Source organism: Emticicia sp. C21 (assembly GCF_003418935.1).
Classification (GTDB): Bacteria; Bacteroidota; Bacteroidia; order Cytophagales; family Spirosomataceae; genus Emticicia.
In genome coordinates this window covers 1-20,706 of sequence record NZ_QVMT01000017.1, presented here as the reverse complement: position 1 = coordinate 20,706, position 20,706 = coordinate 1, and the positions used below count along the sequence as shown (strand labels likewise).

The following is a 20,706-nucleotide window of genomic DNA, read 5'->3' as shown; positions in this document are numbered from 1 at the left end:
TGCCTTAATATTTCCATAAAACATTGACACAATGAAAATTACACCGCTCGAAATACGCCAACATGAATTTGAAAAAACTTTCAGAGGCTACAATATCGAAGAAGTTGATAATTTTTTAGCGAATCTCTCGCAGGAATGGGAACGCATACTTAACGAAAGCAAGATGCTTAGAATGCAACTTGAAATGGCTGAAAAAGAAGCAAGCAAGCTTCGGGAGATTGAAATGACCTTATTTAAGACTCTTAAAACAGCAGAAGATACAAGTACTATGATTACTGAACAGGCTAATCAGCAAGCTGAGAAGCATATTCAGGAATCGAAACAAAGAAGTGAGCAAATACTGGAAGAAGCAAATACTAAAGCAGCAGAAATATTACGGGAAGCCCAAACCAGAGCCAAATATATCAAAGATGAAGTATTAGGAGAAGTAAAAGCTTTGGAACGTGATTTCAAAGCCATGGATCATTACAAGACTAACTTATTGGTTCAAATGCGTAGTCTTTCTAATGCTACTTTAGAGCATGTACAACGCTTTGAAGATAAATTTGATAAAGAGGGTATCAATAAGAAGATTCAGGAAGCAGGCAGTATCTTATCAGGTGCAGAACAAACACCAGAGCTTGAAGAAGACGAACCGGAAGTGCCGGAAACAGAAGCGATAGTTGAAGAAATAAGAGAAAGCGAAGAAACTTCTGCCGAAGTAGCTGCTGAACCAGTTGAGGAGCAAGCAATAGAGCAAACTTCTGAGGAAACTGAAGAAGAGACGGAAGCAAATGGGGTTAAAGAATTAGAAAATGAAGTAGAAGCCACGCCTGTAAATCATGCGGATTATGAGGAAAAAGAAACGGAAGAAAGCACCGTTCATTCATCAGCCAATGATATTATTGAAGAAGGTCCTGTAGAAGAAACAGAAGAGGAAGAGGCTAAAACCAAGGTAGAAGAATCTGAGCCTGAGCCACAAGCCCCTATTGAACAAACGCCTGTAGCACAAAAAGTGTCAGTTGCAGACCAAAAGAAACCTGATGAATTAGAAATAATAGAAGGAATTGGACCAAAAATAGCCATGCTATTGTATGATTCCGGCATATTTACTTTCAAAGACTTAGCTACTACACCAGTTTTCAAAATTCGTGAGATTCTTGAAAACGCAGGCCCTCATTACGCCATGCACGACCCAAGTACTTGGGTAGAGCAATCCTTGCTAGCCGCGGAAGGCCGTTTTGCAGAGCTGGAAGAAATGAAAGACCGTCTGGTAGGTGGCAGGATAGTAGAAGATGTAGAAGAAAGAGGCATTGATAGTAACGTAGCATTTTTTGATACTATTGGTGAAACTCAGGAAGAAGAAAAAGAGACCCCAGTTAAGCCACAGGAGGTTCCTGTTAATGAAGTGCCTTTTAATAAAGTCGAAACTACGAAAGCCGAAGAACCTAAACCGGTAGCTGATAATAATATTGAGTCTATTACCGAAGAAATGCTTGAAAAAGTAAACAAGGTAAAAGCAGCTATTAGAAAGGCTATGGTAGAGAAAGCAGATAGCCCAGCAAAAGATACCTCCCCATTACCAACTGTCAATGATGTGATTGGTAAAAATAATGATACTAGTGGGGGTGGCTCATTCTTTGATAATATCTGATACACTCAAAAACAAATAGATACTCACACAAAATTTAATTGATTAGTAAAATTTATGGGAATAATCTCGCTTGAAGGCTTAGAGTTTTTTGCTTATCATGGTTATTACGACGAAGAGCAAAAGATGGGTAATAAATATTCTATTGATATTGCCATCACAGCCGACTTGAATCGTGCAGCACAGGAAGACAGATTAAGTTTGACAGTCAATTATGAAGTGGTTTATACAATAATAGCCGATGTTATGAAAATAAAACATCGGCTATTAGAACATATTGCTTATAAAATTATTGAAGCGGTTAAGGAACAATTCCCCGAAATTCAACAGATAACGGTGGATGTTTCAAAATTCAATCCACCTATTGGAGGGGTCTGCGAACGTTCAAAAATTTCAATCACTACACCCTTCAGCCTTCCTCCGGTAGAAGAAGGCTGAAAAGCTTTTATTCTCTATTAATTTGCCTGTGGCGAACTATATCTGGTAGGTTTCCAGATATTATTCTTGGCATTTACGTCTGGTAGTTTATTATCTGGGTCAACGACAACTGATTCAATAGCTGAAGTTGATGGATATTTAAAGCTCCATGAACTTCCGCGTTGCCATACCTCCACAGGTAAGTCAACTCGTTTGGTAGTACCGTTAGCCTCTTTTATTTCAACAATTACCGGCATTGGCATTTTTTCAAGATTTTCAATCGTGATTACCGAGCCTTTTGTCGCATCCTGCTGAATATAGCTTACATCTTTTACACTCTGGTCAATTTTCCAATCATTCACATACCAGCCTTTCCAGAACCAACCCAGATCTTCACCAGCTGCATCTTCCATGGTTCTGAAGAAATCTAAAGGAGTAGGATGTTTAAATGCCCAACGGTTTACATATTCTTTAAAAGCATAATCAAAACGTTTTTCACCCAGAACTAATTCTCTCAACATTGTCAAACCATAACCGGGTTTTACATAAGCCGCCAAGCCCAGATTATTTGCCTGAACAACATCAGGAATATTCATGATTGGGTCACGATCATAAAAATACGGCGCATACTGACGAGCATTTTCAGGCTGATAGTATTCCCCATTATTAAAGTTTTTGGTTGAAAGTGTATTAATAAAAGTATTGAATCCCTCGTCCATCCAGCCATATTTTCTTTCATTGGTTCCCACAATCATCGGAAACCAGTTATGCCCGAACTCATGGTCAGTTACTCCCCACAGACTCTCGGTTTTGTCTCTGTAGCTACAGAAAACAATACCCGGATACTCCATACCTGCTACTACACCTGCCACATTTGTTGCTGAAGGATACGAGTATTCATAGATATATTTCGAGTAAAACTCAATACAACCTTTTACGTATTCCGTAGAGCGGTTCCAGCTATCATTGGTTGCACTTTCAACCGGATATACCGATTGAGCGATAGAGGTTTTACCACTAGGTAGGTTAATTTTAGCGGCATCCCATACAAATCCTTTAGATGATGCCCAGGCTACATCGCGTGCTTGTTTACATTTAAACTTCCATGTCAATGTGCCACTGCTTCTTGGTCTTGACTTAGCATCTGTCACTTCCACTGCGCTTCTGATAATAACTGTCTTATCACTGTTTTTTGCTTCATTAAATCTTTTGATTTGCTCGGCAGTCATCACCTCACTAGGGTTTGTCAACTCTCCTGAGCCTGCTACGATATGATCCCAGGGTACAGTAACATTATATTCAAAGTCACCGTATTCCAGATAAAACTCTCCGGCACCAAGATAAGGAAGCGTATTCCAGCCCTCTACATCATCATACACAGCCATTCGAGGATACCATTGCGCCATTTCATAAATTGTTCCGTTTTGTGTATCCTGTTTACCCATTCTATCAGAACCATAACGCGGAACTTTGAATGAGTAGCTTACTTTTATCTTTAATTCTTCGCCAGTTGCTAATGGTTCAGATAAACGTATCTGCATGCGCGTGTCATCAATTAAATGCTCTGCATATACCGACCGTTGCGACGATTTTTTACCTGTAGCAACTTTTTTCTCGGCACTGACAAATTGTACAGTATACCCTCCCTCAAAACCTGTATTTCCAAAACGACCACCCACAATGGCAGTAGTTTTACCCCCACGAGAATTGTCATTAAACTGATTTTGATCTAACTGTAACCAGACAAAAGGAAGTTTGTCAGGGCTATTGTTTTTATAGGTAATTTCTACTTCTCCTGTAAGGGTATTGGCGTTTTCATCAAGCGTAGCATTGATTTTATAATCTGCCCTGTTTTGCCAATACATAGGCCCTGGTGCACCTGTACCACTACGGTAAGCAGTACCGGGCATGAAATTAAACAAAGGGTTAAACGCATCCCTGTGATCGTATTTGGATACAGCGGGGGTTTGTGCCTGAGTTATATGTGTCGCAACTAATAGGCCGACAATAAATATCTTGCGTATTTGCATATCTGGATGAAGATAATATTGGTTTGAAATTGTTAAATAATGCTCAATTAACGGTAAAGATAGGCTTTTCGTTTAACGAGAGAGGTTAAAATTCATAAATCTTTATCGAACAAAGTCTTATTTTAACAGTTTTTATGTAATATTGGCAATCAAAACAACCCCCTTCAATAATTATGAATAATTTTAAAACGCAGTCCAAATTGTTTTTGGCAGGAATCCTACTCATGTACACCAGTATTGCCTGTCAGTCTAAAAAGAGCGAAAATACAATGGAAACAACAAAAGCAGAAGCATCTATTTCAAAACAATCGTGGGGGAAACTACCTGATGGCCAGGAGGTAAGCCTTTATACCTTGAAAAATTCAAAAGGTATGGAGGTAAAAATTAGTGATTATGGCGGATTGATTACTCACTGGACGGCACCTGACAAAGATGGTAAATATGAAGATGTAGTATTAGGGTATGATTCACTATCTGGCTACTTGAAATCGAGCCCATTCTTTGGTGCTTTAGTAGGTAGATACGGTAATAGAATTGCCAATGCGAAATTTACCTTAGATGGCAAAACCTATAATTTATTAAAAAATAATGGCCCTAATCACCTGCATGGCGGAAAAATCGGCTTCGATAAAGTAATCTGGAAAAGTGAAGAGTTAAAAGATGGTAGAAACGGATTGAAGTTAAATCATGTAAGTAAAGATGGTGATGAAGGGTATCCGGGCAATCTGAATGTGGAAATTACTTATGTTTTAACCGAGGATAATGCGCTTGAAATAAACTATACGGCAACTACTGATAAACCAACGGTTTTGAACCTGACTCAACACTCATACTTCAATTTGACAGGCGGTAAAACAGACCATTTAGGACATGAAGTAATGATTAATGCAGATCGTTTTTTGCCAGTGAACGAAACATTAATACCTACTGGCGAGTTAAAAGCAGTAAAAGGTACAGTATTTGATTTTACAACACCAAAAACAATTGGCAAAGGAATTAATGATTCGACTGATGCACAAATAAAAGCAGGAGGTGGATATGACCATTGCTGGGTGCTGAATCAACCTAAAAAGGATTCGTTGATTCTGGCAGCAACGGCATATGAGCCAACTACTGGTCGTTTTATGGAAGTAAAGACTACTGAACCTGGAGTACAGTTTTATACCGGAAACTTTTTAGACGGATCAATTACCGGAAAAAACGGTGTAGTATATAAGAAGCGTTATGGTTTCTGTTTCGAAACAGAACACTTCCCTGACTCACCAAATCAGACTAAATTTCCGACTGTAGTTCTACGTCCGGGTGAAACGTATAAGACTACCACGATATATAAATTTTCGAGCAAATAAGAATTGTCCTGTTTTTTAATAAAAGCCTGTTTAAACCGTTCGATGCAAAAAAATAAAGAAAACCGCCAGGAGCTAATAACATTCTGTGTTAGTTTTTGTTTTTAAATTAAATAATTACCATTTTTGCGGGAAAGAGTCTCGTAATCATTCTCTAAAACACCTTAAGAGACCTAAAAACTCACAAAACCTAATAGATAGAAATAATCTTTTCATAAAGGATCCGTTTCTGTCACTTTAATTTAAATAAATTATTTTTGTATCCGATTGGATTAGAAATTTATTCAGACACTTTAAAAATCTAAAAAAATGAAAACTTCTTCATTTAGAATTCTCACACTTGTGGTATTATTACCGTTGCTGGGTTATGCCCAACAGAATCCAACGCCGAGTCAACAACAACTGAACCCTTGTAACACATTACCTTATAAAGTGTTCCAAGGCAATGCCGATAGAAAACCTGTTGTTTTGAACAGACTTGGTACCAGCCCACAATTTGGAGAAATTCCTAGTCATACGGCACAATCTGCCTATAACCACCTGAAGAGGGTTTATCAGAGAAATCAAAGAGGCATCAAGAAAGAGATGGATGATTTATTGATAGCCTTGGGCTATACAGGATTCAACGATCCTGCATTTACTGTAAGTACCATCACACCTGAAATTCTCCAAAAAGGAGCTACTGGCTGGATGGGTGCTTATGCAAGAGGTCACAAATATGTGTGGTCAATCTTAGGACGCGATTTTGAAACTTTCAAAATAAAAGCAAAAACAGGCGATTGTTACATATATGTAATGAAAAAATGCGGTAATGCTTTCCATATTCCTTCTTATTTCCCATTTGTTCCTCCAGTGCCGCCGGTACCACCAACTGTTTGTGTTGAGCAACAAATCAGTATCAGTGCTAAAGGTGAAATCTCAAGTGGTGATGTATTGAACGCCAGCAAAACAATGGAAATTATCGCTGTAAATGGAACTAAAGGTCTTTGCTTAGGTTCATATCCGGTTGCTTCTCGTGCTACCTACGATTTCAACGTAAAAGGCGAAATGGCTTATTCAAAAACAATTCCAGTTTGTGTTGATCAAGGTGCAGCGGCTCCTGCAGCAATGAATCTTGTATTACCTTTGAACCTGGATTATAAAATTACAAAATCAGAAGTAATGGTTGGCGAAGGAGATAAAATCTATTTAAACGTTGACGAAAAACAATTCAAAGCTCTAGGTAAAGCGTACAAAGATTGTCCGGTTTCTCCAAGTGCTACAACTGCAAGTACTCAGACTTTCGAGAAAAAAGTTTTATCTGAAAGCCCGTCTGATGTTACTATTGGAACAGCAGGTGCTGCTAAATGTGCTGACCAGAAAATCAATTTCTTAGGTAGAACTGAAATTCAGGATGGTAGCATTAAGAGTGCAAGCCCAAGCGTAACTGTAATTGGTGTATACAAAAAAGCAGGTAAATTAGCTAAAGGCGAAATGCCAGAAAAATACCTTTGCTTAGGTTCTTTCTCGGTGCCTGTTAAATCTAGCTACGAAGTTGTTACTTCAGGTTTAAGCAACGTTTCTAAAATCTTCAGAGTGTGTGACGCTAACGGTAACCCACTTCCTGATCAAAATGTAAATATTCCGGTAACATTGAATTATAACTTTACAAAACAAGATGTAATGGTTGGTGACTACAATAAATTATATGTAAGCATCGATGAAGGCCAATACAAAAAACTAAGCAAATCTTACAACCGTTGTTGCAAAGATGGTAAAGAAGGCTCTTGTGTAGAAAAATAAGAAATTGTTTACCTGAAATAAAAAAACCTCTGTAAGTAATACTTGCAGAGGTTTTTTGTTGGCATATTAATAAATGAATTTTACCAGCCAATATATCCAATAGGTATTATACCGTTCAGACGTAAATAGCAGATTGCTTGCCCACGATGATGAATGATATGGTTTTCTAAAGCATATAATAATCTCCAGACCGGAATCTTGTCACCAGCATAGCCTTCCAATTGTGCCAATTTATCAGGCTTGGTTTGTAATACAGTTTTTTCAACCCATGCATAAAATCCTTTCAATTCGGCTTCTAATTCTACTTTAGATAGTTTCGCCCAATAGCCATTCTGCTTTTCTTTTTCGTCATAGGGGTTTGGCAGATTCAATCTCCCACAAATTTGTGCTGTTGTAAAAGTAATACAATGCACGAACTGAGTTCTGAAAGAAAAAGACTCAGGCGTATACTTATATTCGAGTTTTTCTTCGGGCATCTGGTTAAAGATTTTGAGCGTATAGTCTTGCGAGCTTTTCCAGGCTGCGCTAAATTCTTCCTTAAATCCTAACAGGTCTTTTTTATCATCACTCTTTGCCAGAGCAGGCAGGCCTATCAATGTTCCGAACAATGATTTTAAGGCATTTTTTCGTGATATTTTCATTCGTCAGACATTAAAACCAGGAGCTAGTAAGTGCTTATATTCTTCATAATGTTTTCGTACATAAGCAGCCATAAAAGGACATAACGGCATGAGTTTCAGTCCATTTTCTTCTGCATAAACTAAGGCATTTTTTGCAAGTAAACTTCCTATACCTTTCCCTTCCAGTTCTCTGGGCACTTCAGTATGTATAATAACCAGATCAGTTTTTGTTTGAATGTATTCCTGATAAGCCATATTTTCACCAATATTGATAAGAAAAAGATTATCTTCTGGCTGATGCGTAACTTTAAGGGTATCTGTCATAATATATTCATATGTAGTAATTGAAAATTGAAACGTTATAAAATTACAGATTTTCCTGAAAATAAAATGTTTTTTAGCTATTCAGTATGAAATAAGTTAATAAAGAATAGATTTTCTATTGAATCATTTTTACAATTTTAATTCTTATAAATCTACCAAGATGCAACCATCAAAGATGATTTAATTAAATAGGAATCACTTTGAAATTTTAAAGGCAGCTGAGAATAAGTCATAAACTAAGAGTAATATTGCGGGGATTGTTGGTTTCAATAGCAAATGGGAAGATTATATTACCGCACATCTGCTAGCAGTGGCATACATATTTTACATCATTTAAAAGAATTGTATTATATTTTATTACTTTGGTAGCGGTTTTGCTTAGAAATAAGTAGAATTTGTTATAAACGCCATGAAAACTTCCTTTCCAATGAATCCATCATTTACCTTACGTTTTTTGAGTGGAGGCAAATCTAAGTTCATTCGCCCCGACGAAATCATATTCCTTGAAAGTAAAATTAATTATACGATTCTTTATCTGACAAAAGGAAGAACCTTATTGAGCGCACGAAATTTACAGGTTTATGAGCAAAAACTCATGGGATTACCTTATTTTTTCAGAATTCACAGAGGAGTAATTATTAATATGCTTCATATTGAAAAAATAAAACTGGAGAAATTGACTGGTTCGGTTTACCTTCAATCAGGCGAAGAACTATCTATTTCAAGACGTCGGATTAAAGATTTTGAAGCAAGATACAAGCAAATTTAGCTTTAGCATCTTAAAATATATCGTAAGCGGTCCGATGAAATTGCTATTCATCCGATCGCTTTTTTTTATAATTCATTCATTATAAATTAGTTGTGTATTTATTGAAGATAGTAGATAAGTCTTATTATATCACAAATGGGTAATTTAATCCACTTAATGTCTCAATTTCAGTATATCTTAAGCAAATTTTAAACATTTCCTTAATCCCCACTGCTCGGCAAATAAACTCCCAATATGTAGAATATATTGCCCATTCTAGTAAAGAAAATATCCAGAACTCTTCATTGGCATACAAACTCTATATTTTATTATTAAAAAATATAAGTAGAAAATAAACCCCAGAAAATTGCTTTTTTAAGGATTGGCACAGCTTTTTTAAAGTTCTTCTATGTAAACTAAATCCTTTATTTTATCATGAAAACAAAAAGCATATTATTAGGCTCAGCCATCGTCTTTGCATTAGGAATGGCGTCATGTAATTCAAACAGTAGCGAAGATTCTAAAGACTCCACCGAGCAAGTAAACAATGAAGCAATTGAAGCTACAGCACCAACAGATTCTGTAGCCTCAGCACAGAAAGATGATGCAGAAATGGTAGTAGATTTAGCAGGTGGCGGAATGATGGAAGTTGAGTTAGCAAAAATTGCAGTTACAAAAGCTACCTCTTCAGAAGTAAAGAAATTTGCACAAATGATGATTGATGATCATACCAAAGCCAATGATGAACTGAAAACTCTGGCTAGTAACAAAAACATAGTTTTACCAACAACTTTACCTGATGCACATCAGAAAACTATTAATGATGTATCAGAAAAAAGCGGTAAAGATTTCGATAGAAAATATATGGACGAAATGGTAGAAGACCATAAAAAAGACATCGATAAATTCGAGAAATTAGCTGATAAAGGTAATGATGCTGACTTGAAGGCATTTGCAGCTAAAACGCTTCCAACACTAAAACATCATAAGGAGGAAGCCGAAAGAATTGAGAAAATAACAGATAAAATGTAGAAAACGAGAATAGGTAATCTATTCTCTTAAATAATACAGTTATGCCATGGACAAAATCAGATTATCCGCAATCCATGAAAAATCTCTCTGCACCAGTCAGAAATAAAGCGGTTGAAATTGCCAACGCTTTATTAGAAGACGGGAGAGAAGAAGGTTCAGCCATTGCAATTGCCACTTCTAAAGCAGAAGAATGGGCAAAAAACAGGGGTAAGAAAGTTAAGAAAGGTGAATCTTAACGAATTGATAAGAATATAAAAGAGCCACTAGCGTTAGTCTTAGTGGCTCTTTTAGTGCATTAAGTATTGTAAAAAAAATTAAGTCTTCAGTTTTTTCTTCTTTGCCGCAGGGAATAATACATTATTCAAAATAAGACGATAACCTGCCGAATTAGGATGAAGATTTAAATCGGTCGGCTCTTCACCTACATAGTGTTGATAATCTTCGGGGTCATGGCCACCGTAGAAAGTCCAGAAGCCTTTGCCCGCTGTTCCATGAATATAACGTGCCTCGCCTAATGAACGATTCTCTGCCATCGTAATGACATCAGGTTTGATATATTGTTTCTTAAAAGCAGTAGTTTGTCCCATGAACCCCTTAATAAGGTTTGCATGGTTTTGCGTAAGCATGGTCGGAATCGGATCCCACTTAGCAGAAAACTGGAATAACGAGAAATAATCATTAGTTTCATTTACACCCCGCTCTTCCTGCTGATTATCAATCGTTGAAAACTCCATTTCGTAAGGATTCATGAACAATCTGTAATTCTGAAAAGCAAAACCGTTTTCAAATTTCAACTTTTTGTCTGCATTCGGGTCTGCACCATCACCATCATAAGGAGATTCAACAATGTCGATTCCATCCGCTGCCAGCGCAATATCAAAAGTATCGGTTGCATTACACATGGCAAACATATAGCCCCCACCAAATACAAAATCACGGATTTTTTTAGAAACTGATAATTTCAGATCTGAAATTTTTGAGAAATTATATTTTCTGGCAATGGTTTCTGCTTCCTGCTTTTGTTCCTGATACCAGGCTTGCCCACGCATACGCAAGAACTTACCGAATTGCCCCGTAAAATCTTCATGGTGTAAGTGTAGCCAATCGTATTCAGGCAATTTATTTTCTAATACCTCCTCGTCAAATATCTTGTCGTAAGGGATCTCGGCATAGGTTAAAACCAGTGTCACGGCATCATCCCAAGGCTGGGTTGTTTTAGGAGAATATACTGCTATTTTTGGCGCTTTATTTAGCTTTACGGCATCCATATTGGCATCAGGTGAGGCAATCTGCGCTAAAATAGATTGTGATTCAGCATCCGAAATAGTTTCGTAACTAACACCTCTGATTACACACTCATTAATGTAACTTTGAGAAGCATCAAATAAAAAACTTCCACCTCTGTAATTCAACAACCATTCAATCTCTGTCCCATGTTCTTTCAAAAGCCAGAATGCAATGCCATAAGCTTTCAGGTGATTTTTTTGCCTTTCGTCCATCGGAATCAGTATTTTATTTGCGAATACCTGAGTGACAAACGAAATCGAAAACAATATTAAAATTAATAATTTCTTCATGGGTAAAAACCGGATTAATTTATGATATTACAGCAATCATTATACCAATAAACGAAAAAAAAGTAGCCTTATTGGATTTGACCTGTTCTTTAAAATTCAGCTATTAAGCAATTTAAAAAAAAATATTGAATGATTGTCCAAAACTGAAAGTTTGATTCGTCTTCAGAGCGAAATTTAATTTTATCACTATTTAAAACTACAGAATCATGGAAAAATTTATGCTTATCTTCCGCAACGAAATGCAAGTTGAATCAATGTACGAAAATTTTTCACCTGAAGACATGCAGGCCGAACTACAAAAGTGGAATACCTGGATTGGTGGCATAGCCGCACAAGGCAAACTGATAGCTACTGATGCACTTTACCCTACAGGCAAGAGCGTTAAGGGGTTAAATCATATAGTAACTGATGGCCCTTATACCGAAGCCAAAGAAATTGTAAGCGGCTATATGCTTCTGAAAGCCGATTCAATTGAAGAAGCTATTCAATTATCAAAAGGTTGCCCCATGTATGAATACGATAGCATAGTGGAAGTAAGACCAATTCAGAATTTTGAGTAAAATTGACTGAAAACAACAAATACGAGCATATCAATCAGCTAGTTAGTCATCTTTTCCGTCATGAGGCAGGAAAGATGACTGCTGTTTTAGCGCGTATGTTTGGTTTTGACCGCATTGAAATTGCTGAAGACATAGTACAGGATACGCTTCTAAAGGCCCTTAATGAGTGGAGGAGTAAGATACCTGATAATCCCTCAGCTTGGCTTTATCGAGTCGCTAAAAATCAGGCGCTTGATTTATTACGTCGCGAAAAACTATTCAATGAAATAAGTCAGGAGTTAACGTATTTTTCAGACCATGAAGAAAATACTCTTGGCAAACTATTCTTATCAGACGAAATAGAAGACAGCCAGCTAAGAATGTTATTTGCCTGTTGTCACCCTGCTATAGCCTTAGAATCTCAAATTACGCTAAGCCTTAAAACATTAGCCGGTTTGAATGCTGCCGAAATTGCACGGGCCTTTCTGACAACTGAAGATACCGTTAATAAACGTTTATATCGAGCAAAGGAAAAAATAAGGAGTGAAAGTATTGAACTAGAAGTACCTCAATCAAAAGAATTAACCGCCCGATTAGAAGCAGTTCTAAAAATCATTTACCTGATTTTTAATGAGGGGTATAGCTCCTCTTACCCGGATCAGTTAATCAGACAAGATTTGTGTGAAGATGCAATTCGTATTTGCTTGCTCTTAACCAGAAACCCGGTAACTAACCAGCCCAATACCAATGCGCTTCTGGCTTTGATGTGCTTTCAGGTGGCGCGTTTTCCAGCGAGAATAGATGATAAAGGCGCTATCGTTTTATTGCAAGACCAGGACCGCAGTTTATGGGATAATTTCATGACCTCTCGTGCATACCAGTTTTTCAGACTGTCTTCAGCAGGTATTGAAATCAGTGAGTATCATATTGAAGCCGCCATTGCCTCATATCATGCCTCTTCTGAAAGTTTTGAGAAAACTAATTGGGAGGTAATTTTAAGATTATACAATCTGCTGGCAGATTTGAAACCAACGCCTTTCGTATATTTAAGTAGAGCTATTGCTAAGGGCTATGTCTATGGTGCAAAAGTAGCTTTAGAAGACCTCGAAAATTTATATAGTCTGAATCAAAGTTATATCTATCATACTGCCAAGGGCGATTTGCATAGCGAGTTAACAGATTATACTTTAGCCCGGCAATGTTATGAAAAAGCTTTGACCTTAGTCAGGTCAGAACCAGAAAAACGATTAATAGAAAAGAAATTGAATCAAATAAAAGGCCTATGATTTTCTTCATAGGCCTTTGTAAATATTAATCTAAACCACCTTTACGCGTTGGAGATCTCTTTGCAGGCCAGGCACCTGCTTCTCCTTTTTCATTGAGTGGTAAAACACTTTTCTCTGTTGAAGTTCTGGCAGGATCTTCACTTGCCTGATACGCTAATATAGCAGCCAGAATAGCATTATTACGCACATCATCAAATACGATTTTGTCGTAAGTATCACGGTTTGTATGCCATGTATACGTGCCATACGACCAGTTTAATGAACTCAAAGAGAATCCGGGAGCTCCTGCTGCAACAAAAGATGCAAAGTCAGATCCACCACCACCCGGAGCACCAGGGAAACGGGTTTCTAGTCCTTTCTTATATTCAGCAGGTACTTTTGATAACCAACGGCCTAAATAATCGTACGCATGCAAATAACCTTGGCCTGTAATATTCACCACACGGCCAGTACCATTATCCTGATTAAACAAAGCTTGCAGATTTGACACAATTTCAGGATGATCTTCTACAAAAGCTCTTGAACCATTCAGACCTTGTTCTTCGCTACCCCAGTGGCCTACCAGAATAGTTCTTTTAGGATTTGGGTAGAATTTCTTCAACAAACGCATGGCTTCCATCATTACTATCGTACCAGTTCCGTTATCGGTTGCTCCTGTACCGCCATCCCAAGAATCAAAGTGAGCCGAAAGCATCACATATTCATTTGGCTTTTCAGTGCCTTTTATTTCAGCGATAGTATTGAATGTAGGGACAACACCCAATTCTTTAGAATCGGCGCGAACACTGATTTTAGGCTTAATACCCGATTCAGTTAATCTGTATAAAAGTCCGTAATCTTCAACTGAAATATCAATGGTTGGGACAATCTTTGTATTCGCACCAAAAATCTTGTTGGCACCAAAACCTTTCGACCAATAACACATCACGATACCCACTGCACCTGCTTTTTCTAAAGCCACAGGAAGCGTACGTGCAGTGTAACCTGTTTTATTAATACGTTTTGTCCATGCCTCAGTCTGAGTATTGCGGTCAACTTTCATTTTTTCAACCGATTCTTTGGTACCAAATTCTTCCCAGTTATAATCTGGGCGACCCGTTGGTTGATTCATAGAAATCATCACAAATTTACCTTTTACGTTAGGTAACCATTTCTTGAATGCCAATGAATCTGCCAAATCAGGTATAATAATTGTTTCGGCTATAACTGCCTGTCCTTTTGTACTTGGGCTCCAGGCTAATTGCATCCCCTCTAATGATTTGACACGTGGCGAAACCATATCAATATGGGATACACCTCTTTCCCAACCGCGCCACTCGCCCCATTTCTCATTTCTGGCTGGGATTCCCATCTCTTTGTATTTGGCAATAGCCCAATCGTGCGCCTGTTGCATTTGTGGAGAGCCTACCAGACGTGGGCCGATGCCGTCCATTAACTCAGAGGCAATCTTTTCCAGTTGAGAGTTTTCAGTTTCTTCTTTAATAATGTTGGCAATAACAGGGTCTTTCGAAGTCTCTTTGGTTTGTGCAAAACTAAAGCTACCAGATAGCATCAGACCAACAATAAGAGAACGGGTAGTTTTTTTCATGAAAGAATTTGTTAGATGAGGTTATTTAAATACCCAAATTAGGTATTTCTCTGTTTATTTTGGTTAATTTTATCTAAAAGTATCAAATGAGGCCCTGTTTTTGAGAAAAAAGAGACGATTCGTCTGAAAATAATGATAAACGGCTGAATCAATTATCTCATTGGTTTGTAGGTTTCAAAACTCTTATGGAACTTTGTAAATATAAATGATGCCTCTGGCGTCTCCCTGTTCTCTCCATTTTAAGCGAGTATCAAATGAATTTACAAGAAAACGTCCGGGAAGGACTTCGGTCTATCAAAGGAAATATGCTCCGTACGGTGCTGACGGCATTGATTATTGCTATCGGTATTACCTCTCTGGTAGGTATCCTAACGGCCATTGATGGTATGCAAAGCTCGGTAGATAATAGTTTTGCAGGCCTGGGGGCTAATTCATTTGATATTAAAGGCCCAAGGCCCTGGAGACGCAGAAGTGGGGGCGTAAACGATAAAGATTTTCCGCCAATAGATTACCGTCAGGCAAAATTGTATAAAACTTTGTTTCAAGGCAAAACACCTGCTACCATCAGTATCTATACCAATGTGGCAGGGGCAGCACAATTAAAGTATAAATCAATTAAAACTAATCCTAATACTCTGATACGTGGGATTGATGAGGATTTCCTGACGATTAAGGGCTATAAGCTGCAGGCAGGTAGAGATATTAATAAAAATGACATTGACTTTACCAATAATGTGGTGATTCTGGGTAATGAACTTTCTACCTTATTATTTCCAAAAGAAAACCCAATTGATAAAGACATCACTTTGCTTGGTTTGAGATTTAAGGTAATTGGTGTTTTAGAGAAAAAAGGAAGTATTAATGGGGGAGGGGACGACCGTGTGGCATTAGTCCCTTTAGAGACCGGCAGACAAATAGCAGGTAACCGAACGCTTACTTTTGATATAACCACCTCTGTTCCCAATGTGTCAGATATGGATTATATTATGGGAGAGGCAGAGGCTGTTATGCGACGTGTAAGAAAAGACCCTGTTAGCAAACCTAAATCATTTGAGATGGAAAGGTCTGATGCTTTAGCAAAAGATTTTGAAGATGTAACGGGTTACTTAAGAATAGGTGGTTTTGGTATCGGTACTATTACTTTGTTAGGTGCGGCTATAGCCTTGATGAATATTATGATGGTTTCGGTAACAGAACGTACCCGCGAAATTGGTATCAGAAAAGCGATTGGTGCTACCCCATTTAAAATACGATTACAATTCCTGATGGAAGCCATTGTTATATGTATTTTAGGAGGGATAGGAGGGATTATATTAGGCATATCCGTCGGGAATGTGATTGCTAAAGTAATTAGTGAGAAAAGTAGCTTTATTGTTCCCTGGGGCTGGATGATTATGGGTATAATCGTCTGCGTAGTGGTAGGTATCATCTCAGGAATTTACCCGGCCTATAAAGCATCAAAATTAGATCCAATCGAATCACTTCGTTACGAATAAGCAAAGTATAATCGCAAAACTAAAGGGTATAGAAATCAGTTTCTATACCCTTTATTGTTTATGATGTTTTTGTGAGTAATTTTCTTAATTTTACTTCTGTTATTCGCAGAAATAAGACAGCTTATCCTTAAATCTACATTATCTGTTACTACTATGGCACGCATTCAGATTATTACCATTGTTATTAATTTCTTTTTCATCCTTTCGATTGCTTATCTAATTATAAAAGGAAAATTACGGGAAGAATACGCGATTGTATGGCTGATTTGTACTATTGTTTTAGGAGTCTTCTCTATCTGGAGGAATGGTCTTGAAGTTATGTCCAGATTGTTTGGCGTTTACGAAGCACCTAATCTGGTTTTTACAGGATTTATCTTTATTATCTTAATTTATCTACTTCACCTCTCAATAGTTAATTCGAAACTGCAAAAGAATATGACGAAATTAGCGCAGGAGATTGCACTCTTAAAACAAGAAAACGAGCAGAAAATGAAAGAAACAGAGTCAGTTAAGAAGACTAACAATTAATAATCTATTTGCACAAGTCTATAAAACTAAAAGCCCTGATAAAGAACTTATCAGGGCTTTTAAATATCTTAGACTAATATTATTTCTGCGGTTGAGCAGGAGTTGTATTAGCAGGTGTTTGAGCCGGAGCAGTTGCAGGGGCTTGTGTTGGAGCTGGAGTAGTTGCCGGACGAGTCTGTGTTTTTTCTACATTCAGACCATTGTCTTGTGCACCAGACCCGGTTTTATCGATAAAAATACCTGATACCAAAGCTCCTACAATAATAAATGCAAAGAAACCCCAGGTAAGTTGCTCTAATAAATCTCCTGTACGTTGCACACCAAACATTTGTGAACCAGCACCACTAAACTCGCTTGATATGCCACCACCTTTTGGATTCTGAATTAATACAATTAAAACTAATAAAATGGCAACAATAACCATCAAAACTAAGATTGTAGTGTACATCTTTTCAAATAAAAATTAAATTGACCAATGATTTATCTCGAATCAAGAACCTCCTTATCAGAGAATCTTCTTTTCTAATTCCGCTATTTTTTCTGCAAAGTAAGTATTTTTTTCGGGATTTTTTGCAATAAGTTTATGATAAACTTCTATGGCTTGTGCAAATCTTCCCTGACGAGATAAAATTTTTGCATAACTTTCGGTTAAAAGTGGGCCTTTCATGGTAGTGCTACGCTCACTAAGGTCTTCAACTTCTTCTGCATTAATATTAGTACGTATAGGCTGAATACGGGGTTCTTTCTTAATAAATTGCTCAATAAGCGCTAATTGTTCTTCTTGAATATTACGTAGAGCAGGCTTAGCAATAGATTCTATCAGTTCTTCTTCCAACTTTTCACGGTTTAGTTCCTCCTCAATGGAATCAGGCGAAAATTTAACTTCTGTGGGTGTGTCAATTAATCGGGCGGTAATATTGGCGTTCCAGTCAATATCGTTTTCTATCACTTTGCGAAGCGCATTTCTGCTTAGGGCATAAATGGCTGCTTTGCGGATAGCATCGTGGGCAATTTCGGGGGCTTTGGTGTAAATCCCTTTCGCAATCATCGTATAGCCCAACTGGAAATATGGATACTTTTTGGTCATATTTTCCATGAGCATAATGTCGTTAAGACTTAACGACTGCGGATTATTCAGGAAGTCGATAAAATTATTCTTGTCAAGCATTTGTAAGCACGGTTATAGAAACAATTAGGGATATAGCTTTTATATTAGGATTCTTAATCAAATTTATGAATAAAACATTAAATATGATTGTTTTGTTAGAATAATTGCTTCTAGAAAAGAAAATCTCGTAGTGAAATAGCTACGAGATTCTTTAGTATAAAAAAACAGAAATAAATCTTCTATTCTATTACCTATTAGATACTTAAAGTACTTAAAACATTATTCATGTTTCTTACTGCATCAGCCGATTTTGCGAAAGCTTCTTGCTCTTCTTTGTTCAGGCGATAGTTAACGATTTTCTCCCAACCATTTCTCCCTAAAACTACCGGCACACCTAAACAAATGTCTTTTTGACCATATTCACCATTCAAAGAAACTGAAGCAGGAACAATACGTTTTTCGTCACGGATAATCGCTTCTACCATTGAGCAAGAAGCAATACCTGGAGCATACCATGCCGAAGTTCCTAGAAGACCTGTTAAAGTCGCACCACCAACCATAGTATCAGCAGCAACTTTAGCCAAAGCTTCTTTAGAGATAAATCTGCTTGCCGGAATACCATTCCAGGTAGCCAGGCGAGTCAATGGAATCATAGTTGTATCACCATGTCCACCGATTACATTAGCATGTAAGTCTCCCTGAGAAACACCCATTGCCTGAGATAAGAAGTAACGGAAACGTGAAGAGTCCAACGCTCCACCCATACCGATTACACGTTTTTTGTTCACACCCATCGATTGAGCTACCTGCAAGGCAAGGTAAGTCATCGTATCCATTGGGTTTGACACAATCAACAAAATAGCTTTTGGCGAGTGCGTAAGGATCTGAGTAACTACTCCTTTTACAATACCTGCATTGATACCGATTAATTCTTCACGAGTCATACCCGGTTTACGTGGCAAGCCAGAAGTAATAACTACTACATCAGATTTTGCTGTTTTAGCATAGTCATTAGTCGAACCAATGATTCTTGTATCAAAACCTTCTAATGAAGCGGTTTGCATTAAATCCATTGCTTTTCCTTCTGCTACACCTTGTTTGATGTCTAGCAATACTACTTCATCAACTATCTGTTTGCGAGCGATGTTATCGGCGGTGGTTGCTCCTACAGCACCTGCACCAACTACGGTTACTTTCATTTGATAATAATACCCCATAAATGCTCTGAAAAGAGCTTGTTTGGTTGGAAACATCTCATGTTTTGGGGTAATTTATTCACATGAAGTTTCATAAATATTTTAAATAAATAAATGTAATAATTGAGCTACCAACTTCTGATTATGAACTAATCGGGGCTTTTTTCTCTTTTATGATATAAGATTAAGCGCTTTAAGTGGGTAACTAAGAAATTTTGCCCAAATTTATTGGACAAAACTAATATAATACAAGGTTTTTATACGTTTTTTTTGTATTTTTTCTTAAAGGCTTATCTTTTTTTGTAAATTAAACGTTTATATAAGTACATAAAGCTTTATAAAACTTAAATGGCATCAGACACCAAAAACCTGCTTATTAGAGTATTAGAATCAGCCTTTTATAAAAGTGCTTTAAGAAAAGCCCCAAGAATGGTGAAAAACGCGCCAGGTTTGCTTAATCTTTTAAAGAGCGCGCTTGTCAAAGTACAGGGTATGGGAGTGGGAGCAACATTTGATGTACTGCGAGACAGAATCGTTTTATTAGGTGGATTATTAAAAGCCTATGCAACAGGCGAATATAGAAATATTGCATTACCGAATCTGTTAAAAGTCGTTGCGGGGTTTATTTATTTTATCTCCCCAATTGATTTGTTACCGGATTTTTTGCCCTTTGTCGGTCTGACCGACGATGTCGCTTTGCTGATGTTTATTATTAAAAGTATCAGTGATGAAATTGAAAAATTTGAACAATGGAAAAAGGCTGTCCCTCAGCCAAAGTAAAGGATTTAAGAGGAATTTAATTTTTTAGTTGTTCGAATTTCGTTTATATTTGTGTTAAATTATTGTAGAAAACATTTAAACTTATTACGTCATGTTTGGTCTTGGAACAACAGAGATGGTTTTGATTTTAGTAGTTGTCCTTTTCTTCTTCGGAGCTAAAAAACTTCCAGAATTAGCTCGTGGATTAGGTAAAGGTATCCGTGAATTCAAAGATGCTTCTCGTGAAGTAAAAGAAAATATCGAAAAGGCAGCAACAGAAGATAGTAAATAATATTTTCTTATTCAGCCCTAATCTATAGAACAATAGCATTCATGTTTTTGCATGGATTGCTATTGTTTTTTGTTTATAGACTGCTAAGTTTAATACGCAATTACATATTGTTCTTCAAAATCACAAGTATCTATTCTTCGGTATTTTCTTACTACTAGTGCCATGTATCACCAATGTCTTCTTTTACACCAATCGGAGGCTCCTGATTTAATGCTGAAACTCTTTGTATATTTTACTTTATCAAACGTTCTGTTGCCGTTTTTATATACCCTTGCGTATACTCTTATATAGAACTTGTCTAACATTTTAGTTGACGATTTATTTTTCTTACAAAACAGACAGCTATCCCTATAATATTTAGACAAAGCCAGTTTAAAGCTTTAGCCTCATATCTAATTAGTAATGCTT

21 protein-coding genes are annotated in these 20,706 nt (G+C 37.2%); 13 read left to right on the top strand and 8 right to left on the bottom strand.

The window, feature by feature from the left end; translation table 11 throughout:
- Positions 1 to 31 precede the first annotated feature (31 nt).
- Positions 32 to 1,633, top strand: a complete 1,602-nt coding sequence (locus tag D0T08_RS25155) for a DivIVA domain-containing protein (protein WP_116985519.1) — start codon at positions 32 to 34, stop codon at positions 1,631 to 1,633.
- Between the two features lie 54 nt (positions 1,634 to 1,687).
- Entirely contained in the window at positions 1,688 to 2,068 is a 381-nt protein-coding gene (gene folB, locus D0T08_RS25150) for a dihydroneopterin aldolase (RefSeq protein WP_116985518.1), read from the top strand.
- Positions 2,069 to 2,085: 17 nt separating this feature from the next.
- Here folB and D0T08_RS25145 read toward each other — a convergent pair whose 3' ends face one another.
- Complete coding sequence (locus D0T08_RS25145; protein ID WP_116985517.1) at positions 2,086 to 4,077, bottom strand: M1 family metallopeptidase; 1,992 nt, start codon at positions 4,075 to 4,077, stop codon at positions 2,086 to 2,088.
- Positions 4,078 to 4,250: 173 nt separating this feature from the next.
- On the opposite strand from D0T08_RS25145, the gene D0T08_RS25140 reads away from it, so the two are divergent.
- Both D0T08_RS25140 and D0T08_RS25135 read left to right on the top strand, forming a co-directional pair.
- Positions 4,251 to 5,426 (top strand): aldose epimerase family protein, encoded by a 1,176-nt coding sequence (locus tag D0T08_RS25140; protein ID WP_116985516.1) that lies wholly within the window; start codon positions 4,251 to 4,253, stop codon positions 5,424 to 5,426.
- Between the two features lie 306 nt (positions 5,427 to 5,732).
- Positions 5,733 to 7,205, top strand: a complete 1,473-nt coding sequence (locus tag D0T08_RS25135; protein ID WP_116985515.1) for a hypothetical protein — start codon at positions 5,733 to 5,735, stop codon at positions 7,203 to 7,205.
- 80 nt (positions 7,206 to 7,285) lie between these two features.
- On the opposite strand, the gene D0T08_RS25130 is transcribed toward D0T08_RS25135, so the two are convergent.
- Both D0T08_RS25130 and D0T08_RS25125 read right to left on the bottom strand, forming a co-directional pair.
- Positions 7,286 to 7,846 carry a DinB family protein gene (locus tag D0T08_RS25130; RefSeq protein WP_116985514.1) on the bottom strand — a complete coding sequence of 187 codons (561 nt, stop codon included), beginning with the start codon at positions 7,844 to 7,846 and terminating at the stop codon, positions 7,286 to 7,288.
- Between the two features lie 3 nt (positions 7,847 to 7,849).
- A complete protein-coding gene (locus D0T08_RS25125; protein ID WP_116985513.1) occupies positions 7,850 to 8,149 on the bottom strand; it encodes a GNAT family N-acetyltransferase in 300 nt (99 codons plus the stop codon).
- 409 nt (positions 8,150 to 8,558) lie between these two features.
- On the opposite strand from D0T08_RS25125, the gene D0T08_RS25120 reads away from it, so the two are divergent.
- The 3 genes from D0T08_RS25120 (at position 8,559) to D0T08_RS25110 (ending at position 10,165) form a co-directional block, all read left to right on the top strand.
- Positions 8,559 to 8,918 (top strand): LytTR family DNA-binding domain-containing protein, encoded by a 360-nt coding sequence (locus D0T08_RS25120; protein WP_116985512.1) that lies wholly within the window; start codon positions 8,559 to 8,561, stop codon positions 8,916 to 8,918.
- A 414-nt stretch (positions 8,919 to 9,332) separates the two neighbouring features.
- Positions 9,333 to 9,929 (top strand): DUF4142 domain-containing protein, encoded by a 597-nt coding sequence (locus tag D0T08_RS25115; RefSeq protein ID WP_116985511.1) that lies wholly within the window; start codon positions 9,333 to 9,335, stop codon positions 9,927 to 9,929.
- A 41-nt stretch (positions 9,930 to 9,970) separates the two neighbouring features.
- Complete coding sequence (locus tag D0T08_RS25110; protein WP_116985510.1) at positions 9,971 to 10,165, top strand: DUF2188 domain-containing protein; 195 nt, start codon at positions 9,971 to 9,973, stop codon at positions 10,163 to 10,165.
- A gap of 78 nt (positions 10,166 to 10,243) precedes the next feature.
- Here D0T08_RS25110 and D0T08_RS25105 read toward each other — a convergent pair whose 3' ends face one another.
- Positions 10,244 to 11,506 (bottom strand): asparagine synthetase B, encoded by a 1,263-nt coding sequence (locus tag D0T08_RS25105; protein WP_116985509.1) that lies wholly within the window; start codon positions 11,504 to 11,506, stop codon positions 10,244 to 10,246.
- A gap of 206 nt (positions 11,507 to 11,712) precedes the next feature.
- Between D0T08_RS25105 and D0T08_RS25100 the strand changes: the two genes are divergently transcribed.
- The gene (locus tag D0T08_RS25100; RefSeq protein ID WP_116985508.1) at positions 11,713 to 12,066 is read left to right on the top strand and encodes a YciI family protein; all 354 of its coding nucleotides are present in this window, start codon (positions 11,713 to 11,715) and stop codon (positions 12,064 to 12,066) included.
- A 2-nt stretch (positions 12,067 to 12,068) separates the two neighbouring features.
- Positions 12,069 to 13,331 (top strand): RNA polymerase sigma factor, encoded by a 1,263-nt coding sequence (locus D0T08_RS25095; RefSeq protein WP_229239050.1) that lies wholly within the window; start codon positions 12,069 to 12,071, stop codon positions 13,329 to 13,331.
- A gap of 25 nt (positions 13,332 to 13,356) precedes the next feature.
- Here the strand turns inward: D0T08_RS25095 and D0T08_RS25090 are convergent, their stop codons facing one another.
- The gene (locus D0T08_RS25090; protein ID WP_116985506.1) at positions 13,357 to 14,919 is read right to left on the bottom strand and encodes a M20/M25/M40 family metallo-hydrolase; all 1,563 of its coding nucleotides are present in this window, start codon (positions 14,917 to 14,919) and stop codon (positions 13,357 to 13,359) included.
- Between the two features lie 254 nt (positions 14,920 to 15,173).
- Between D0T08_RS25090 and D0T08_RS25085 the strand changes: the two genes are divergently transcribed.
- Positions 15,174 to 16,415 (top strand): ABC transporter permease, encoded by a 1,242-nt coding sequence (locus D0T08_RS25085; RefSeq protein WP_116985505.1) that lies wholly within the window; start codon positions 15,174 to 15,176, stop codon positions 16,413 to 16,415.
- 153 nt (positions 16,416 to 16,568) lie between these two features.
- Entirely contained in the window at positions 16,569 to 16,943 is a 375-nt protein-coding gene (locus D0T08_RS25080; RefSeq protein WP_116985504.1) for a DUF2304 domain-containing protein, read from the top strand.
- Between the two features lie 79 nt (positions 16,944 to 17,022).
- Here D0T08_RS25080 and secG read toward each other — a convergent pair whose 3' ends face one another.
- The 3 genes from secG to D0T08_RS25065 all read right to left on the bottom strand — a co-directional run bounded on the left by secG (position 17,023) and on the right by D0T08_RS25065 (position 19,250).
- Entirely contained in the window at positions 17,023 to 17,391 is a 369-nt protein-coding gene (gene secG / locus D0T08_RS25075; protein WP_116985503.1) for a preprotein translocase subunit SecG, read from the bottom strand.
- Between the two features lie 57 nt (positions 17,392 to 17,448).
- Positions 17,449 to 18,111: a hypothetical protein gene (locus D0T08_RS25070; protein ID WP_116985502.1), complete on the bottom strand. Its 663-nt coding sequence runs from the start codon at positions 18,109 to 18,111 to the stop codon at positions 17,449 to 17,451.
- A gap of 194 nt (positions 18,112 to 18,305) precedes the next feature.
- Complete coding sequence (locus D0T08_RS25065; protein WP_116985571.1) at positions 18,306 to 19,250, bottom strand: malate dehydrogenase; 945 nt, start codon at positions 19,248 to 19,250, stop codon at positions 18,306 to 18,308.
- Positions 19,251 to 19,595: 345 nt separating this feature from the next.
- Here D0T08_RS25065 and D0T08_RS25060 point away from each other — a divergent pair, with 345 nt between their 5' ends.
- Positions 19,596 to 20,027 carry a YkvA family protein gene (locus tag D0T08_RS25060; RefSeq protein ID WP_116985501.1) on the top strand — a complete coding sequence of 144 codons (432 nt, stop codon included), beginning with the start codon at positions 19,596 to 19,598 and terminating at the stop codon, positions 20,025 to 20,027.
- A 91-nt stretch (positions 20,028 to 20,118) separates the two neighbouring features.
- A complete protein-coding gene (locus D0T08_RS25055) occupies positions 20,119 to 20,298 on the top strand; it encodes a twin-arginine translocase TatA/TatE family subunit (protein ID WP_116985500.1) in 180 nt (59 codons plus the stop codon).
- The last annotated feature ends 408 nt before the right edge of the window (positions 20,299 to 20,706 follow it).

Excerpts from the sequence above, each read along its gene's own strand:
- folB (WP_116985518.1), top strand. The coding sequence starts at position 1,688 with ATGGGAATAATCTCGCTTGAAGGCTTAGAGTTTTTTGCTTATCATGGT.
- D0T08_RS25085 (WP_116985505.1), top strand. The coding sequence starts at position 15,174 with ATGAATTTACAAGAAAACGTCCGGGAAGGACTTCGGTCTATCAAAGGA.
- D0T08_RS25080 (WP_116985504.1), top strand. The coding sequence starts at position 16,569 with ATGGCACGCATTCAGATTATTACCATTGTTATTAATTTCTTTTTCATC.
- D0T08_RS25115 (WP_116985511.1), top strand. The coding sequence starts at position 9,333 with ATGAAAACAAAAAGCATATTATTAGGCTCAGCCATCGTCTTTGCATTA.
- D0T08_RS25055 (WP_116985500.1), top strand. The coding sequence starts at position 20,119 with ATGTTTGGTCTTGGAACAACAGAGATGGTTTTGATTTTAGTAGTTGTC.
- D0T08_RS25110 (WP_116985510.1), top strand. The coding sequence starts at position 9,971 with ATGCCATGGACAAAATCAGATTATCCGCAATCCATGAAAAATCTCTCT.
- D0T08_RS25145 (WP_116985517.1), bottom strand. The coding sequence starts at position 4,077 with ATGCAAATACGCAAGATATTTATTGTCGGCCTATTAGTTGCGACACAT.
- secG (WP_116985503.1), bottom strand. The coding sequence starts at position 17,391 with ATGTACACTACAATCTTAGTTTTGATGGTTATTGTTGCCATTTTATTA.
- D0T08_RS25140 (WP_116985516.1), top strand. The coding sequence starts at position 4,251 with ATGAATAATTTTAAAACGCAGTCCAAATTGTTTTTGGCAGGAATCCTA.
- D0T08_RS25135 (WP_116985515.1), top strand. The coding sequence starts at position 5,733 with ATGAAAACTTCTTCATTTAGAATTCTCACACTTGTGGTATTATTACCG.
- D0T08_RS25065 (WP_116985571.1), bottom strand. The coding sequence starts at position 19,250 with ATGAAAGTAACCGTAGTTGGTGCAGGTGCTGTAGGAGCAACCACCGCC.
- D0T08_RS25130 (WP_116985514.1), bottom strand. The coding sequence starts at position 7,846 with ATGAAAATATCACGAAAAAATGCCTTAAAATCATTGTTCGGAACATTG.
- D0T08_RS25060 (WP_116985501.1), top strand. The coding sequence starts at position 19,596 with ATGGCATCAGACACCAAAAACCTGCTTATTAGAGTATTAGAATCAGCC.
- D0T08_RS25105 (WP_116985509.1), bottom strand. The coding sequence starts at position 11,506 with ATGAAGAAATTATTAATTTTAATATTGTTTTCGATTTCGTTTGTCACT.
- D0T08_RS25155 (WP_116985519.1), top strand. The coding sequence starts at position 32 with ATGAAAATTACACCGCTCGAAATACGCCAACATGAATTTGAAAAAACT.
- D0T08_RS25070 (WP_116985502.1), bottom strand. The coding sequence starts at position 18,111 with ATGCTTGACAAGAATAATTTTATCGACTTCCTGAATAATCCGCAGTCG.
- D0T08_RS25090 (WP_116985506.1), bottom strand. The coding sequence starts at position 14,919 with ATGAAAAAAACTACCCGTTCTCTTATTGTTGGTCTGATGCTATCTGGT.
- D0T08_RS25125 (WP_116985513.1), bottom strand. The coding sequence starts at position 8,149 with ATGACAGATACCCTTAAAGTTACGCATCAGCCAGAAGATAATCTTTTT.
- D0T08_RS25120 (WP_116985512.1), top strand. The coding sequence starts at position 8,559 with ATGAAAACTTCCTTTCCAATGAATCCATCATTTACCTTACGTTTTTTG.
- D0T08_RS25100 (WP_116985508.1), top strand. The coding sequence starts at position 11,713 with ATGGAAAAATTTATGCTTATCTTCCGCAACGAAATGCAAGTTGAATCA.